The sequence below is a fragment of the Thalassobacillus hwangdonensis genome (assembly GCF_042675915.1).
Taxonomy (GTDB): domain Bacteria; phylum Bacillota; class Bacilli; order Bacillales; family Halobacillaceae; genus Thalassobacillus_A; species Thalassobacillus_A hwangdonensis.
This window is the reverse complement of the sequence record NZ_JBHTKL010000005.1, coordinates 659,581-675,205: the sequence shown is the minus strand read 5'-3', so window position 1 is coordinate 675,205 and position 15,625 is coordinate 659,581. Positions and strand designations below refer to the sequence as shown.

The following is a 15,625-nucleotide window of genomic DNA, read 5'->3' as shown; positions in this document are numbered from 1 at the left end:
CGTATGAGTATGATTGCCATACCCTATCTCGAAACTCACATAGATTGATTATAACAGGGTCGAAAATCCAATGCAAGAACAAGTTCAGGCATTTGTCGACTTATGTTTTATTGATGACTGGAAGCCCTTCTGCCATTGGTTTTCCCCTTCATTTCCTTGTCCATCAGGTCAAAGAATTCCTCATTGGACTTCGAGGATTTCAGCCTGCGAAGGAAGCGATCGACGAATTCCGGTGAATCATTCATCGTCTTACGGATCGCCCAGATTTTTTCGATATGGGACTTCGTAAGCAGCAATTCTTCCTTCCTTGTTCCTGATCTGCGAATGTCGATTGCAGGGAAGATACGGCGTTCAGCCAAGCTGCGATCAAGATGGAGTTCCATATTACCTGTACCCTTGAACTCCTCGTAGATGACATCGTCCATTCTTGACCCTGTGTCTACCAAAGCAGTGGCAAGAATCGTCAGGCTACCACCCTCTTCGATGTTACGCGCCGCACCAAAGAAGCGTTTCGGACGGTGGAATGCAGCAGGATCGATACCACCGGATAGTGTACGTCCACTTGGTGGAATGACAAGGTTGTACGCCCGCGCAAGACGGGTGATGCTGTCCATCAGTACGATGACATCACGTTTGTGTTCGACTAATCGCATCGCACGTTCCAAGACTAGCTCGGATACTTTGATGTGATTTTCAGGTACTTCATCGAAAGTTGAGCTTACAACGTCGACGTCAGGCGCAACGGAGCGTTCAATGTCCGTCACTTCCTCAGGACGTTCATCGACGAGCAGGATGATCAGCTTAGATTCGGGATGGTTTTTAGAAATGCTGTTGGCAATTTGTTTCAACAGCATCGTCTTACCCGCTTTAGGTGGTGCAACGATCAGTCCACGTTGTCCGTACCCTACTGGAGCCATCAAATCCATGATCCTAGAAGACAAGTTGTTGCTTGTCGTTTCCAATTGAAGGTGACGATCTGGATAAAGCGGCGTCAGTGCAGGAAAATGGACTCGTTCTTTCGCTGTCTCCGGATCCTCTCCGTTCACTGCATCGACATGAAGCAGTCCGTAGTACCGTTCATTTTCTTTTGGCGGTCGTACTTTACCAGATACTTTATCTCCGTTACGCAAATCGAAACGGCGGATCTGAGACGCAGAAATATAAATATCCTCTGCACTCGGAGAGTAATTGATCGGGCGCAGAAAGCCGAAGCCTTCAGACGGGATGATCTCCAGGATTCCATCCATGAAGAGGTAACCGCCTTTTTCTGCCTGTCCCTTCAAAATGGCAAAAATAAGTTCGCGTTTCGTCAATTTTGCATAATAGGAAACCTTGAATTGGCGTGCAAGCGCATAAAGATCCTTCAAGGTAAGTGTTTCTAAATGGGAAATAGTAAGTTCAGCCACAATATCACCACACCTATGAATTTTTAACGTTTGAGAAATAGTAGCAAGTCCCTGTCCGATCGTTCCTGATCCAAGAAAGCCATAATTGGAAATCTTTCAAACTATGAAGTGTGTGCGTACTTCGTACAACATAAAAGACTCTGTCTGTCCGGTTTTTAAACGGATACTAAGGCAAGCTGCCAGTTGTGCAGAGCCCTGAAGAAGGATTGGAAGAATTCTCGAAGCTATTGAAAGAAGCTGTCGGGGCTTAAACTATATTTTCATATTGAATATATTAATTATAACATTAACCATTTTAACTCTTTTAAGTTTGATTATTCAATATGAAAATGAAAAATCTTCTTTGAACAGTTCATCTATGTCTCCATTGGAATGAAGACACTCATTCTTGCACTGCTTTAAAGGAATATTGGTTCCTTACCAAAAAAGGACAAAGGATCCAGGAAACGACTCGCTTTCCGTGGGCAGACGCTGAGCCTCCTCAGTCGTTTCACGACTTGTGGGGTCTCACCTGTTCTGCATCTCCCACTGGAGTCTCGCCGTTTCCCTCCTCCTAACTGAATGGAGTGTACGGAACCAATGCTTTGATTTATAACATAATTGCTTAATGATTCAGTATTTACACTTTCAAAGCCTCAATGGCGCGTTGATGGGGGATAAATTGGCGAGACTCCAGCGGAAAAACGTACGAGAGAGACCCCGCAACGAAGTGAGGAGGCTCGAACGTTCGTCCGCGGAAAGCGAGTCAATTTATCCCCCATCAATTGAATTAGAAAAAATGAAAATGCGTTCTATGTAGATAGTAACGCATTTTCATTATTGTATAAGTATTGGTCGATTAAGGTTTGATTACTAGGTTCGGTTTTTTCTTAAGGCTGTGGTCGCCGTCGATGAAGCGGACGGTTCCTGATTTGGCGCGCATGACAAGGGTCTGGGTCGTTGCTTTGTTCCCTTTGAATTGAACACCTTTCAACAGCTCTCCGTCTGTAACGCCTGATGCGGCAAAAATGGCATCGTCGCCGCCGACAAAGTCATCCATATACAGGACTTTGTCCAAATCTTCGATTCCCATATCATAGCAGCGCTGGCGCTCTTCATCATTGGAAGGAATCAGTTTCCCCTGGATTTCTCCGCCAAGACATTTAAGTGCCACTGCTGCAAGCACGCCTTCAGGTGCACCTCCGGAACCGAACAGGATATCGACACCTGTATGATCGAAGGCAGTATTGATCGCCGCAGCAACATCCCCATCAGGGATCAGCTTGATTCGTGCACCTGCTTCACGGATTTCCTGGATGATGCCTTCATGCCTTTTTCTGTTCAGCACGATAGCGACGACATCTTCCACATCTTTATTCTTCGCTTTTGCAACTGCTTCAAGGTTTTCTTTAATGGAAGCATTGATGTTGATTTTCCCTACTGCTTCCGGGCCAACTGCAATTTTATCCATGTACATATCCGGTGCATGGAGCAGCTGCCCGTCGTCTGCAATGGCAATGACGGCTAGTGCATTCCATGTCCCTTGAGCTACGATATTCGTTCCTTCCAATGGATCGACAGCTACATCGACACGTGGTCCATAGCCATTGCCGAGCTTTTCCCCAATATAAAGCATCGGCGCTTCGTCCATTTCTCCTTCACCGATGACGACTGTCCCCTTCATCGGAATCGTATCGAAAACGTCACGCATAGCTGAGGTAGCAGCATCATCTGCTTCATCTTTCTTTCCTCTGCCCATCCATCTGGCAGATTTAAGTGCTGCCGCCTCTGTTACACGTACCAATTCCATCGATAAACTTCTTTCCATGGTTATTCCTCTCCATTCATTCCTTGATTTTCCCCATCTCCATGGAAATCAATTAAGAATTTTGAAACTGTTCCACTTCTTCTTCGGACATTTCCTCTCTCCAAACGGTTGCACCAAGGCTTGTCAATTTCTGAGCAATCTCTTCGTATCCCCGATCGATATGCTCTAGCCCCGTGATTTCCGTAACGCCATCAGCCATCAATGCAGCGATGATCAGCGCAGCTCCCGCACGCAGGTCACTCGCCTTCACTTTTGCACCCTCGAGCTGATATGGGCCGGCAACGATCGCTGCTCCACCCTCGACTTTAATGTTCGCATTCATGCGGCGCAATTCATCAATATGCTTGAACCGAGCGGAATAGATGGTATCTGTTACGACACCTGTCCCTTCTGCCTTTGTCAGCAGAGAAGTGAATGGCTGTTGCAAGTCTGTCGGAAAACCTGGATAAACCAGCGTCTTGATGTCGACACTCTTCAGTTTATTACCTGGCTTGATCAACAGTTGCTCTTCGTTCGCTTCAATCGAGACACCCATCTCTCTCAGCTTGGCAAGAAGTGACTCGAGGTGTTGCGGAATCACATTATCAATCAGCATCTCTTCCCCTTGAGCTGCTGCCATGATCGCATACGTACCTGCCTCGATCCGGTCAGGAATGATCGTATGCATGCACCCTGATAACGTTTCTACACCTTCGATTCGGATGACATCCGTTCCGGCACCTTTGATTTTCGCTCCCATGCTTGTCAGCAATGTCGCCACATCAATGATTTCCGGTTCTTTTGCGGCATTTTCGATGATTGTCTTACCTTTTGCTTTGACAGCTGCAAGCATGATATTGATGGTTGCTCCAACACTTACTACGTCAAGATAGATCCTTGCACCTCGAAGCTCATCTGCCCGAAGATAGATCGCACCTTGCTCATTGGTCACCTGTGCACCAAGCGCTTCGAAGCCTTTGATGTGCTGGTCGATTGGTCTTGGCCCCAGATGACATCCTCCCGGAAGACCGATGACTGCTTTTTTGAAACGCCCAAGCATTGCACCCATGAAGTAATAGGATGCACGCAGCTTTTTCACTTTTCCATTCGGAAGTGGCATGGAAATCATATTCGATGGATCGATATGGATGGTCTGTCCATCCTTTTCCACTTTTCCACCAATTTCTTCTAAAAGATCGCCGAGGATTTCCAAGTCGGAAATTTTCGGCAGACCTTCAATCGTTACGTCCGATTCTGCCAGGATCGCAGCTGGAAGCAGCGCGACCGCACTGTTTTTCGCTCCACTGATCCTGACCTGACCATTCAACCGTTTTCCGCCTTCGATCAATAATTTTTGCATGACAAACTCCTCACTTATCTGTGTTAAGAATTTCTGTTAGTTTGCACATATTTTCCAATTTCATGCCTGTTATTTTTGACTATCGTTCCAATCGGCAAGGAACTTTTTAATACCTTGATCTGTAAGTGGATGCTTCACAAGCTGGCTAAGTACTTTAAAAGGAACCGTCGCAATATGGGCACCATATGTCGCTGCCTCTGTTACATGAATCGGGTGGCGGATCGAAGCTGCGATGATTTCTGTTTCAATGGCATGCGTGTCGAAAATCTGGGCAATCTGCGCCACCAGTTCCATACCGTTCTGACCGATATCATCAAGACGGCCAAGGAAAGGCGAAACGTACGTCGCTCCCGCTCTTGCCGCCAACAAAGCCTGGTTCGCGGAGAAGATCAATGTCACATTGGTTTTGATATTAAGATCGGAAAATGCTTTGACTGCTTTCAGGCCTTCCATCGTCATCGGTACCTTCACCGTGATGTTCGGAGCAATTGCAGCAAGTTCCTTCCCCTCTTCGATCATCCCTTCAGCATCTTCCGAAATGACTTCTGCACTGACGGAACCTTCCACTTCAGCAGTGATTTCCTTCAGTCTTTCATGAAAAGAGACGCCTTCCTTCGCAACGAGGCTAGGGTTCGTCGTAACTCCAGCAAGGATGCCAAGTGCATTGGCTTCCCTGATATCTTCAATATTCGCAGTATCGATAAAGAACTTCATATGTTACCCTCCTCAAAATGATTGCGTTTTCAAAAAAAGAAAAAAACCAATCCGCGAAGGCGAAGAGCCTCCACGGACAGCTTCTTTTGTTTTGGAATAGGGAAAAGCCTCTTCTCCCTTTCTTCTAAAACAAAATGATGAAAAGGAAACTGCATAAAACAGCTTCCTTCATCTCATTCTTCTTATGCTTGGTTGGAAGAACCGAATTCGCGCATTTTGCCGATCACTGTTTCTTTGATTGCGTCGCGGCTTGGTCCTAGGTATTTACGAGGATCGTACTGTTCAGGCTGCTCAGCCAATACTTCACGAACCTTTTTCGCTTGAGCGATTTGGTTCTCAGTGTTTACATTGATTTTAGCTGTTCCGAAAGAAATAGCTTTCTGGATATCTTTTGTCGGGATACCAGTTCCACCATGAAGAACAAGCGGTTTGTTCACAAGACCCATGATTTCCTCCATACGGTCGAAACCAAGGTTCGGTTCACCTTTGTATGGACCGTGAACAGATCCTAGTGCTGGTGCGAACACGTCAACATCTGTTTCGTCAACCAACTGTTTACACTCAGACGGGATTGCATACGCTGCTTCTGCATCGTCAACGATAAGATCATCTTCCTGACCACCGATGCGGCCAAGTTCAGCTTCTACAGATACACCGTGGATATGTGCAAGTTCTACGACTTTTTGCGTCAATGCGATGTTTTCTTCAAGCGGGTAGTGTGAACCATCGATCATGACAGATGTAAATCCAGCCTGGATCGCTTCTGCACACTTTTCGAAGCTTGAACCATGGTCAAGATGGATTGCTACTGGTACAGTCGTACCGTAAGCTTTCATCAATGCTTTGACCATATCTACAACTACGTTGAATCCACCCATATAACGAGCAGCACCCTCGGATACTCCAAGGATTACTGGAGAGTTCTCTTCTTGAGCAGCTTGCAGGATAGCCTGAGCATATTCCAAGTTGTTCAGGTTGAACTGACCAACTGCATAACGGTTTTCTTTAGCTGTTTCCAGCATTTCTTTCATTGAGACTAAAGGCATGAAAGATCCTCCTTCAATTGGGTATAAAAATAGTATTCATTAGCATGTGGACATGCTATAGATTTCAGTCACAGTAATAGAATACCAATACCCTTGCGTCGGCGCAAGACAACTGTTAAGATAGAGCGCTTACATGCAAAAATTTCTTCTTCTACCTAATTGAAGGAGGATGATTCTTAAACGAGCATTCCCGAAATGTCTTCCCGCAGGTCGTCGATGTTAAACGGCTTTGCGATGACTTTTCTTACGAAGGGATAGTTCGATTCCTCACTGAGGCTTTCCACCGCCATCCCTGTCATCAGGATCACAGGCTTTTCATAATTCTTTTCATCAAGTTTCTTCAAAAGTTCGCCGCCATTCATGACAGGTAAGTTATAATCTACGATTGTAAGATCTGGTTGCTTTTCCTGGATCATATCCAATGCTTGACTCCCGTTCTCTGCGCTGTACACTCCATACCCTTCACTCTTGATTACTTCTTCCAGTAACATACGGATACCGGGTTGATCGTCTACAACCAGCACTTGTTTCTTGGACATCCACTACACTCCCTGCTCTCTTTTTCTATCCTGTATTTGAATTGCGTATTTCTGCTATTAGTAACTTTCGTTAAGGAGGTACTATTTTCCTGCTAACCGATGTGCAGTTTTCGTCAAAATTTACTAAGCCCTAATGATTATGCTACGCTATTTCCACAATCACTCACGTTGGAGGTACTCACCGGATGTTAAAAATGCTCACCACACAATTGACCGGCAAATTCAAACAAATAGAAGAAAAGGAAGCTTTACCTATCGAGGATGCTGCCAGGTCCCTGGCACAAGCGCTCGTCGGGGACGGGCATGTCTATGTGAAAGGCTTCAAGGAAATGAAGGCATTGGAGGCTGAAATGACCGAGGGCGAAGAACGGTTACCTGAGTGTCGACTGCTGACGGGAAATGAAAGCCTGACACCAATTGATCGCGTGCTGATCGCAACACGGTATTCTACAGACGAAGAAGCCCTTCAGCTTGTGGACAAAGTGAAAGCACAAGGTGCGGAAGTCGTCGCTCTCTCTTCCCTCGTAAAAAATGAAACAGGCTTGGAGAAAGCAGCAGATATCCATGTGGACTTGAAGGTTATCCAGTCCCTGCTTCCGTTCGAGGACTCCGAATGGATCGTTTTTCCTTCTGCAATGACCATGCTGTACAGTTATTACGCGATTTACATGACATTAAAAGAAATTCTTGCTGAATATGAGTAGAATCTCGTATTGCAAAAAAAACAGGCAACGGCCATGTGCTGGCGTTGCCTGTTTTTTCGTTTTCTATTATGCATTTAAATTGATCGTTGCGCCGATAAAGCCATGGAATAATTCCTGTGGACGAGTCGGGCGAGATTTGAATTCAGGGTGGAACTGGCTTGCTACGAACCATGGGTGATCAGCCACCTCGATGATTTCCACAAGTCGGCCATCCGGGCTTGTACCAGAGAATTTGAACCCTTGCGCTTCCATTTCTTCACGATAATGGTTGTTGAATTCGAAGCGGTGACGGTGACGCTCATAAATCACTTCATCTCCGTAGGCTTCAAATGCACGGCTCTCTTTGTCCAGTTTACAAGGATAGATGCCAAGGCGCAGCGTACCACCAAGATCAGAGATATCCTTCTGTTCCGGTAAAAGGTCGATGATCGGATGAGAAGTAGTCGGATCGATTTCCGCAGAATGCGCGCCTTCCAAACCAAGGACATTACGTGCGAACTCGACGGTTGCAAGCTGCATACCAAGACAGATTCCAAGGAATGGTACCTTGTTTTCACGAGCATAGCGGATTGCCTCGATTTTACCTTCGATACCTCTGTCTCCGAAACCTCCTGGTACGAGGATGCCGTCAACATCACTTAATTTTTCTTGTGCGTTCTCGGCCGTCACATCTTCAGAGTTGATCCAACGCACTTCGATATCAGCATCATACGCATAGCCTGCGTGCTTCAAGGCTTCTACAACTGAAATGTACGCATCTGGAAGTTCTACATATTTTCCTACCAGACCGATCGTTTTCGTCTCCTTCAGGTTGTTCACACGATCGACGAGCTGATTCCATTCCGTCATATCCGCTTCATTGCAATCAAGCTTGAAGTGTTCACATGTCAGCTGATCCAGCTTCTGTGCCTGCAAATCAAGCGGAACTTGATACAACGTATCTGAGTCGCGAGCTTCGATGACTGCTTTTTTGTTGATGTCGCAGAACAACGCGATTTTTTCTTTCATGTCTTCAGAAATTGCGTTTTCTGTACGGAGTACGATCACATCAGGCTGAATACCAAGGGAGCGCAATTCTTTCACGCTGTGCTGGGTAGGCTTCGTTTTCATTTCGCCTGCAGCCTTCAGATATGGTACCAACGTACAGTGAAGATACATGACGTGATCTTTACCGATATCACTCTTTATCTGACGGATCGCTTCAAGGAATGGAAGGGATTCGATATCCCCGACAGTTCCGCCGATTTCCGTAATGACGACATCTGCATTCGTTTCATGCCCGGCACGGAACACGCGGTCCTTGATTTCATTTGTAATGTGCGGGATGACTTGCACTGTTCCACCAAGGTAATCCCCACGACGTTCTTTCTTGATTACGCTTGAGTAAACTTTACCTGTCGTTACATTGCTGTATTTGTTCAGGTTGATATCGATGAAACGTTCGTAGTGGCCAAGATCCAAGTCTGTTTCTGCACCATCATCGGTGACGAAAACTTCACCATGCTGATACGGACTCATTGTACCTGGGTCCACGTTGATGTATGGATCGAATTTTTGAATTGTCACTTTCAATCCACGATTTTTAAGCAATCTGCCTAAGGAAGCAGCAGTAATCCCTTTACCAAGGGAAGATACGACTCCACCAGTCACAAAAATATACTTTGTCACAGTCATCCCTCTTTCTTTCCATGTAGTTTATGATGGTACATTACCGCCAGTTTCTATTCACATTTCTTGAATGGCAGTAACGTTATTGATCAGGTCAAGACTCTGTAAAAAACAAAAAGCACTCCCCTGAAAGCGGGGAGCGCTTTGACTATCATTCCGAAATTTTCGAGCCCAGATAAAATATTACTGATTTGAAAATGGAAAGTCAAGCATGGATTATAAATCGTCGTCCTCTTCACTTTCATCATCGTCACCGATGAAGCTGATATCGTCTTCGATCACTTCTTCGTCCTCTTCATCAAGGTCGTCGTTATCGTAGTCTCCATCGTAATCATCGTCATCACTGTCGAGATCCAAATCGTCATCATCTAAATCCAGATCCTCTTCTAAATCCTCATCCAACAGCTCATCATCTAGATCTGCTGCTTTCTTTGTCTTGCGTTTCTTGGTTTTCTTCTTTTTTCGTTTCTGTGAAAGGGTAGAGATTTCTTCTTCCATCTGCTCGACAGGGTACCAGCTTTTCAGCCCCCAAAGGTTCGTTCCGATAGTCATGAACCCACCATCGATATTCATGTCTGTATAGAACTGCGCAATATAATCTTCTTTCTTTTGTTGTGAATAGTTTTTAAGGTCAGCGATACGATTGAACAAATCGTTGAAGTCGATGGCTTTCTTCTCTTCCTCAAGGATGATTGTTGATAGTTCAATCATGGACATTTCCTGGATTTGATCGTTCGACAAGTCTTTCAAGCTCACGTTCCAGCACTCCTTTAATAAAAAATGATGTCTATATGTGTTGTGCATTAGGCATACGAATCACATTTAACCATACCATTCATTATATGGTCACTGTTGGCAAAAATCAATGGTAAGCATCCTTCGACGATTGCCGGCACAGGGCATCATTTTATCTTTTTGAATTTTTGTCGTAAAATAAGTCTAGCCTAAGCAAAAACAAACTATAATCTTCTATTGGAAATTCTAGCACAAATGACTACGAAGGAGCGAATCGTCATGAAAATTACCAGATGGGTGCTGATCATTCTTGGTGTCACCCTGGTATGCCTCTATGTATATGAAAATTATGGCATGATCAAATCCCACCACGTCACTGGGGTCCAGATCGATGATAAAAAACATGAAGGCGAAAACTATTATATTGTGGTCGATGATAAAAAAATGAAAGTGAAAGATATGAACACATGGATGCTGCTCGACACGGCAAAGAATTACGATTTAACTTATGAATGGTATGGCAGCCGGACGCCGACTGTCAAAGAAATCAATCAGACCGGAGATCATGATAGTGTCGGTGGAGGACATTAAACGTTAAAAAGGGACTGCTCTCGGGGCAGTCCCTTTTTCTGTATGTGGTAGTAGTGCGGTCGCCGGAAAATTGGCTGTGGCGCCGGTAAATCCTGAATGTCGCCGGAAAAAGTGGTGCACTCGCCGGAAAATTCCAAAAGTCGCCGGTAAACTTTCAAACTCGCCGGAAACCGCGGGTCGCCTCCAGCACACTCTGCTTATGCAGTCGCATCTGGACGAGCCCTATCCACTTTTCTACTTACATATTCCTTCTGTACTGTCCGCCTACTTCGTAGAGGGCGTTGGTGATTTGGCCCAGGCTTGCTACTTTTACGGTTTCCATCAGTTCTTCGAAGATGTTGCCGTTGGAGGCTGCGACTTCTTTCAGGCGGCGAAGTGCTGCTTCGGTTTTTCCTTCGTTCGTTGATTGGAATGCCCGCAATTCGGTAATCTGGTGTTCTTTTTCTTCTTTGCTTGCTCGTGCAAGCTCCATAGAATCGATCTGATCCTCGGATGGCGGATTCGGGTTCAGGTATGTGTTCACTCCGATGATCGGCAAATCTCCAGAATGTTTCTTGCCTTCGTAGTAAAGCGATTCTTCCTGAATTTTTCCGCGCTGGTATTGGCGTTCCATCGCGCCAAGTACGCCACCTCGGTCATTGATGCGTTCGAATTCCTGCAATACTGCTTCTTCGACCATATCGGTCAATTGCTGGACGATGAACGATCCCTGCAGAGAGTTTTCGTTTTTCGTCAGTCCGAATTCTTTGCTGATTATCATCTGGATCGCCATCGCGCGACGCACCGATTCTTCTGTCGGAGTCGTAATCGCTTCATCATAGGAGTTCGTGTGAAGCGAGTTACAGTTATCCTGGATTGCAATCAACGCCTGCAATGTTGTACGAATATCATTGAAGTCGATTTCCTGAGCGTGCAGGGAACGACCGGATGTCTGGATGTGGTATTTCAGTTTCTGGCTTCGTTCGTTCGCACCATACTTTTCTTTCATGACAATCGCCCAGATTCTTCGTGCCACTCTTCCAAGCACAGTGTACTCCGGATCGAGTCCATTGGAGAAGAAGAACGACAGGTTCGGTGCGAACTTGTTGATGTCCATGCCACGACTCAAATAATACTCTACATAAGTGAATCCATTCGCCAGTGTAAAGGCAAGCTGTGTGATCGGGTTGGCACCAGCTTCAGCGATATGATATCCGGAAATGGACACGGAGTAGTAGTTACGCACTTCTTTGTCGATGAAATACTGCTGAATATCTCCCATCATGCGCAATGCAAATTCTGTTGAGAAAATGCACGTATTCTGACCTTGGTCCTCTTTCAGGATATCCGCCTGCACAGTACCACGAACGACACTGAGCGTCTCTGCTTTGATTTTCGCAGCTTCGTCCGCATTCGGGTCACGGCCATTTTCGTCAGCGAATTTTTCCATCTGCTGATCGACCGCTGTGTTCATGAACATCGCAAGGATAATCGGCGCTGGTCCGTTGATTGTCATGGATACGGATGTCATTGGATCAACAAGGTCAAAACCATCATAAAGCTTCTTCATGTCTTCCAATGTACAGATGCTTACGCCACTTTCTCCGACTTTCCCGTAGATATCCGGGCGTTCGTCTGGATCTTCACCGTAAAGTGTTACCGAGTCGAAAGCTGTACTCAGGCGCTTCGCATCATCATCTTTTGATAGGTAATGGAAGCGGCGGTTCGTACGTTCCGGCGTTCCTTCCCCAGCGAATTGACGCTTAGGATCTTCCCCTTTACGTTTGAACGGAAATACGCCGGCTGTAAATGGAAATGCACCTGGCACGTTTTCGCGTAAAAGCCATACGAGTCGGTCTCCCCAGTCACTGAAGTTAGGCAAAGCCACTTTCGGGATCTTCAACCCTGCAAGGCTTTCGGTCGTAAGGTCCATGTTAATTTCCTTATCACGGACTTTGAAAGTGTACGTGTCCCCGCTGTATCGCTCATGAAGACCGTCCCAGTCCTCAAGCTTCTCTTTCGCCTGTGGGTCGAGGTCTTTTTCATATGTTTCAATCAAGCTTTCCAGCTGTGCTTTTCCATCCGCTTCATCCAAGGTTTCCGCAGCACCTTTCAGCTGATAGAGCTTGCGTGCTTTTTCTGCTTGTTCATGCACGTTATCGTGGTAGCCACGAACCGTCATTGAAATATCTCGCAGGTACTGTTTCTGCTCATTCGGGATGATGACATTTTGTTTTTCCACTTCGGAAACGCGTTCGAAGCTGGTCGTGTCATCCCACTTATATGCTTCATTCAGCTTGTCGACGATAGCTGCGAACAAGGTGTTTGTTCCTGGGTCATTGAACTGGCTGGCAATCGTTCCGTACACAGGGAACGTCGTCACGTCTTCATGGAAGCGCATATGACTGCGTTCATACTGCTTACGGACCTGATTCAATGCATCCTCCGAACCTTTTTGTTCGAATTTATTGATGACGATGAAGTCGGCAAAATCGATCATGTCGATTTTCTCAAGCTGTGTCGGTGCACCGTATTCCGCTGTCATGACGTACATGGACATGTCACACACATCCGTAATCGCAGCGTCACCTTGACCAATTCCACTGGTTTCAACGATGACAAAATCGAATCCTGCAGCTTTTACGACCTGAATCGCTTCTTCAATCGACTTGGAAAGTTCAGACCTTGAATCCCTTGTCGCCAGAGAGCGCATGTAAACACGCGGATTGAAAATCGCGTTCATCCGGATACGGTCACCTAACAGCGCGCCACCGGTCTTTTTCTTCGTCGGATCGATGGAGATGATTGCTACTTTTTTCTCCATAATTTCATTCACGAACCTGCGGATCAATTCATCTGTCAGCGAGCTCTTTCCAGCTCCGCCAGTACCGGTAATTCCAAGAACCGGAATTTTTTTCTCTACACTTTTTTCTACAGCCGCTTCAAAATGAGCTGCAGCTTCCCGCTCACTTTCCGGTGTGTTTTCCACATAGGTGATGAAGCGTGCAACTGCCTGGTGGTTGCCTCCAGTCAGTTTCTCGATATCTTCTTCAGGGTTCATCGGAGGAAGAAAATCGCATTCCTCCATCATCTGGTTGATCATCCCCTGCAGGCCGTGTTCACGTCCGTCTTCAGGAGAAAAGATGCGTGCAACCCCATACTCGTGCAATTCTCTGATTTCACGAGGGATGATGACTCCACCGCCTCCACCGTAGACTCGGATATGGCCAGCACCTTTTTCATTTAGCAAATCGATCATGTATTTGAAGTATTCAACGTGTCCGCCCTGGTAGGACGAAATCGCGATTCCCTGTACGTCCTCCTGTATGGCAGCATTGACGACTTCTTCCACGGACCGGTTATGACCGAGGTGGATGACTTCTGCACCTGTCGATTGTAAAATCCGGCGCATGATATTGATTGAAGCATCGTGCCCATCGAACAAGCTGGATGCAGTTACGAACCGGACAGGATGTTTCGTTTGATAAATCTGAGGTTTTTCCATCATGACATCCTCCCATCATTGATGATTGATTTACGATTGATATTCAAACCTTCTAGCAAAAAATGAATCTGACGCTCTGTATAGGCTTCCAATGTGAACTCTTTCTGGAGCATCCATCTACGGAAGCCCCACATTTGTCCTTGGACAAAAATGTTATTTGCGATCAGGGTGATATCCTGTTCACTTGTGGTGCCTGGAATGCTGTTACGGATGACTCCAACCAGCATCGCCACCATATCCTTTTCCTTCTGCAGCACATATTCCTGCGCTTCCCTTGAAAGGGACTTCACTTCCTGGTACATTACGACTACTTCATCCTGCATGTCGTCCATCAGCTGAAAATAGGAAGTGACCGCATGGATCAAGCTGTCGATCGTCTTCGTGTCCGCGTCGAATGCCTGCTCCATCCGTACTTTCACTCGTTCATAGATCGAATCACAAACGAGGAACAGCACATCTTCTTTCGTCCGGATGTATTCATACAGCGTACCGATGCTGAACCCGGAGGCTTTGGCGATTTCCCGAGTGGTCGTTTTATGAAAACCTTTCTCGATAAAAAGGGAAACGGCACCTTTGATCATTTGATTGCGCCGTTTTTCTACCAGCCCCGGGTCTTTGATCGATGAGGGAACATGCTGATCAGTCATGCGTATTCCCTCCTTCCTTTTTCCAATCCCCATACCACTCTTTAGCGAGCTGGTATGGGTCCGTATCTGTCTGTCCGAAAGCTTTCTGTTTCGCAGCATCGTCACCGATCGTCTCTGCTACGTCCCGCCATATTTCCTCACGGATCAAGTCATAGACTTCGAGCTTCAGCTGCTGCTTCCTTCGTTCTGCACCATGCTCCGTCTCGTACAGATAGGTTCGATGTCGGTTGATTTCCTCCCAAAGCGTCTGGATTCCTTCGTTCTGTGTGGAAATCGTTTTGACGATCGGCGGGACCCACCCTTTCGGATCCGCAATCATCATGTATTCCTGCAATGTCGTTTTCAATCGTTCGACACCTGGAAGGTCTGCTTTGTTAAGAATGAACAGATCGGCAATCTCCATGATCCCTGCCTTGAAAATCTGCAGTACATCCCCACTATTCGGTGTCAGAACAACAGCGGTCGTATCCGCCACCTTCATGATATCGAGTTCGGACTGGCCGACCCCGACCGTCTCGACAAGGATGACATCGAATCCGAACGCATCACAGACTCGGAGCGTGTCCTTCGTGGCCCTTGCCAATCCGCCAAGACTTCCCCGGGTTGCCATGCTTCGAATGAAGATTCCAGGGTCGGTGAAATGCTTATTCATCCTTACGCGATCCCCAAGTAGTGCCCCACCACTGAATGGGCTGGTAGGATCCACTGCAATCACGGCAACAGTCAGCCCCTGTTCCCGCAAGTGGGTCAACAGACGATTTACGAGAGAACTCTTTCCTGCTCCCGGTGAACCTGTAATCCCAATGTAATGCGCATTTTTCTTCAACGAAAAAATATCACTCAACAAGTCGAGTTTTTCAGGAGCATCATTCTCCACCAAAGTGATTGCCCGGGCAAGTGCGCGGATATCCTGTTGTTTGATCCGTTCAGCTAGTGGGTGCATAA

13 protein-coding genes are annotated in these 15,625 nt (G+C 46.3%); 2 read left to right on the top strand and 11 right to left on the bottom strand.

Annotation, left to right across the window (positions count from 1 at the left end; all coding sequences use genetic code 11):
* Positions 1–107: 107 nt before the first annotated feature.
* The 6 genes from rho to ACFQ2J_RS12830 form a co-directional block, all read right to left on the bottom strand.
* Positions 108–1,406, bottom strand: coding sequence for a transcription termination factor Rho (rho, locus tag ACFQ2J_RS12855; RefSeq protein WP_386061029.1), 1,299 nt, complete (start codon positions 1,404–1,406; stop codon positions 108–110).
* Positions 1,407–2,244: 838 nt separating this feature from the next.
* On the bottom strand, positions 2,245–3,213 hold the full coding sequence (gene glpX, locus ACFQ2J_RS12850; RefSeq protein WP_386061026.1) for a class II fructose-bisphosphatase: 969 nt from the start codon (positions 3,211–3,213) through the stop codon (positions 2,245–2,247).
* A 52-nt stretch (positions 3,214–3,265) separates the two neighbouring features.
* On the bottom strand, positions 3,266–4,552 hold the full coding sequence (locus ACFQ2J_RS12845) for a UDP-N-acetylglucosamine 1-carboxyvinyltransferase (protein ID WP_386061024.1): 1,287 nt from the start codon (positions 4,550–4,552) through the stop codon (positions 3,266–3,268).
* 69 nt (positions 4,553–4,621) lie between these two features.
* The gene (gene fsa, locus ACFQ2J_RS12840) at positions 4,622–5,266 is read right to left on the bottom strand and encodes a fructose-6-phosphate aldolase (RefSeq protein ID WP_386061023.1); all 645 of its coding nucleotides are present in this window, start codon (positions 5,264–5,266) and stop codon (positions 4,622–4,624) included.
* A 182-nt stretch (positions 5,267–5,448) separates the two neighbouring features.
* Complete coding sequence (gene fba, locus ACFQ2J_RS12835) at positions 5,449–6,312, bottom strand: class II fructose-1,6-bisphosphate aldolase (RefSeq protein ID WP_386061020.1); 864 nt, start codon at positions 6,310–6,312, stop codon at positions 5,449–5,451.
* Positions 6,313–6,488: 176 nt separating this feature from the next.
* A complete protein-coding gene (locus ACFQ2J_RS12830; protein WP_386061017.1) occupies positions 6,489–6,851 on the bottom strand; it encodes a response regulator in 363 nt (120 codons plus the stop codon).
* 185 nt (positions 6,852–7,036) lie between these two features.
* Here ACFQ2J_RS12830 and ACFQ2J_RS12825 point away from each other — a divergent pair, with 185 nt between their 5' ends.
* The gene (locus ACFQ2J_RS12825) at positions 7,037–7,555 is read left to right on the top strand and encodes a DUF2529 family protein (RefSeq protein ID WP_386061015.1); all 519 of its coding nucleotides are present in this window, start codon (positions 7,037–7,039) and stop codon (positions 7,553–7,555) included.
* Positions 7,556–7,621: 66 nt separating this feature from the next.
* Here the strand turns inward: ACFQ2J_RS12825 and ACFQ2J_RS12820 are convergent, their stop codons facing one another.
* On the bottom strand, positions 7,622–9,223 hold the full coding sequence (locus ACFQ2J_RS12820) for a CTP synthase (protein WP_386061012.1): 1,602 nt from the start codon (positions 9,221–9,223) through the stop codon (positions 7,622–7,624).
* Positions 9,224–9,439: 216 nt separating this feature from the next.
* Positions 9,440–9,979 (bottom strand): DNA-directed RNA polymerase subunit delta, encoded by a 540-nt coding sequence (gene rpoE, locus ACFQ2J_RS12815; protein WP_386061009.1) that lies wholly within the window; start codon positions 9,977–9,979, stop codon positions 9,440–9,442.
* A 258-nt stretch (positions 9,980–10,237) separates the two neighbouring features.
* Between rpoE and ACFQ2J_RS12810 the strand changes: the two genes are divergently transcribed.
* Positions 10,238–10,549 carry a hypothetical protein gene (locus ACFQ2J_RS12810; protein WP_386061006.1) on the top strand — a complete coding sequence of 104 codons (312 nt, stop codon included), beginning with the start codon at positions 10,238–10,240 and terminating at the stop codon, positions 10,547–10,549.
* A gap of 238 nt (positions 10,550–10,787) precedes the next feature.
* Here ACFQ2J_RS12810 and icmF read toward each other — a convergent pair whose 3' ends face one another.
* The 3 genes from icmF to meaB are packed head-to-tail and all read right to left on the bottom strand — an operon-like array spanning position 10,788 to position 15,623.
* A complete protein-coding gene (gene icmF, locus ACFQ2J_RS12805) occupies positions 10,788–14,033 on the bottom strand; it encodes a fused isobutyryl-CoA mutase/GTPase IcmF (protein WP_386061003.1) in 3,246 nt (1,081 codons plus the stop codon).
* Entirely contained in the window at positions 14,033–14,680 is a 648-nt protein-coding gene (locus tag ACFQ2J_RS12800) for a TetR/AcrR family transcriptional regulator (RefSeq protein WP_386061000.1), read from the bottom strand. The genes icmF and ACFQ2J_RS12800 overlap by 1 nt, the downstream gene beginning before the upstream one ends.
* On the bottom strand, positions 14,673–15,623 hold the full coding sequence (gene meaB, locus ACFQ2J_RS12795) for a methylmalonyl Co-A mutase-associated GTPase MeaB (protein ID WP_386060997.1): 951 nt from the start codon (positions 15,621–15,623) through the stop codon (positions 14,673–14,675). The genes ACFQ2J_RS12800 and meaB overlap by 8 nt, the downstream gene beginning before the upstream one ends.
* Between the last annotated feature and the right edge of the window lie 2 nt (positions 15,624–15,625).

Coding starts and splice junctions, on each gene's coding strand:
- glpX (WP_386061026.1), bottom strand. CDS start 3,213: ATGGAAAGAAGTTTATCGATGGAATTGGTACGTGTAACAGAGGCGGCA.
- ACFQ2J_RS12845 (WP_386061024.1), bottom strand. CDS start 4,552: ATGCAAAAATTATTGATCGAAGGCGGAAAACGGTTGAATGGTCAGGTC.
- fsa (WP_386061023.1), bottom strand. CDS start 5,266: ATGAAGTTCTTTATCGATACTGCGAATATTGAAGATATCAGGGAAGCC.
- fba (WP_386061020.1), bottom strand. CDS start 6,312: ATGCCTTTAGTCTCAATGAAAGAAATGCTGGAAACAGCTAAAGAAAAC.
- ACFQ2J_RS12830 (WP_386061017.1), bottom strand. CDS start 6,851: ATGTCCAAGAAACAAGTGCTGGTTGTAGACGATCAACCCGGTATCCGT.
- ACFQ2J_RS12825 (WP_386061015.1), top strand. CDS start 7,037: ATGTTAAAAATGCTCACCACACAATTGACCGGCAAATTCAAACAAATA.
- ACFQ2J_RS12810 (WP_386061006.1), top strand. CDS start 10,238: ATGAAAATTACCAGATGGGTGCTGATCATTCTTGGTGTCACCCTGGTA.
- icmF (WP_386061003.1), bottom strand. CDS start 14,033: ATGGAAAAACCTCAGATTTATCAAACGAAACATCCTGTCCGGTTCGTA.
- ACFQ2J_RS12800 (WP_386061000.1), bottom strand. CDS start 14,680: ATGACTGATCAGCATGTTCCCTCATCGATCAAAGACCCGGGGCTGGTA.
- meaB (WP_386060997.1), bottom strand. CDS start 15,623: ATGCACCCACTAGCTGAACGGATCAAACAACAGGATATCCGCGCACTT.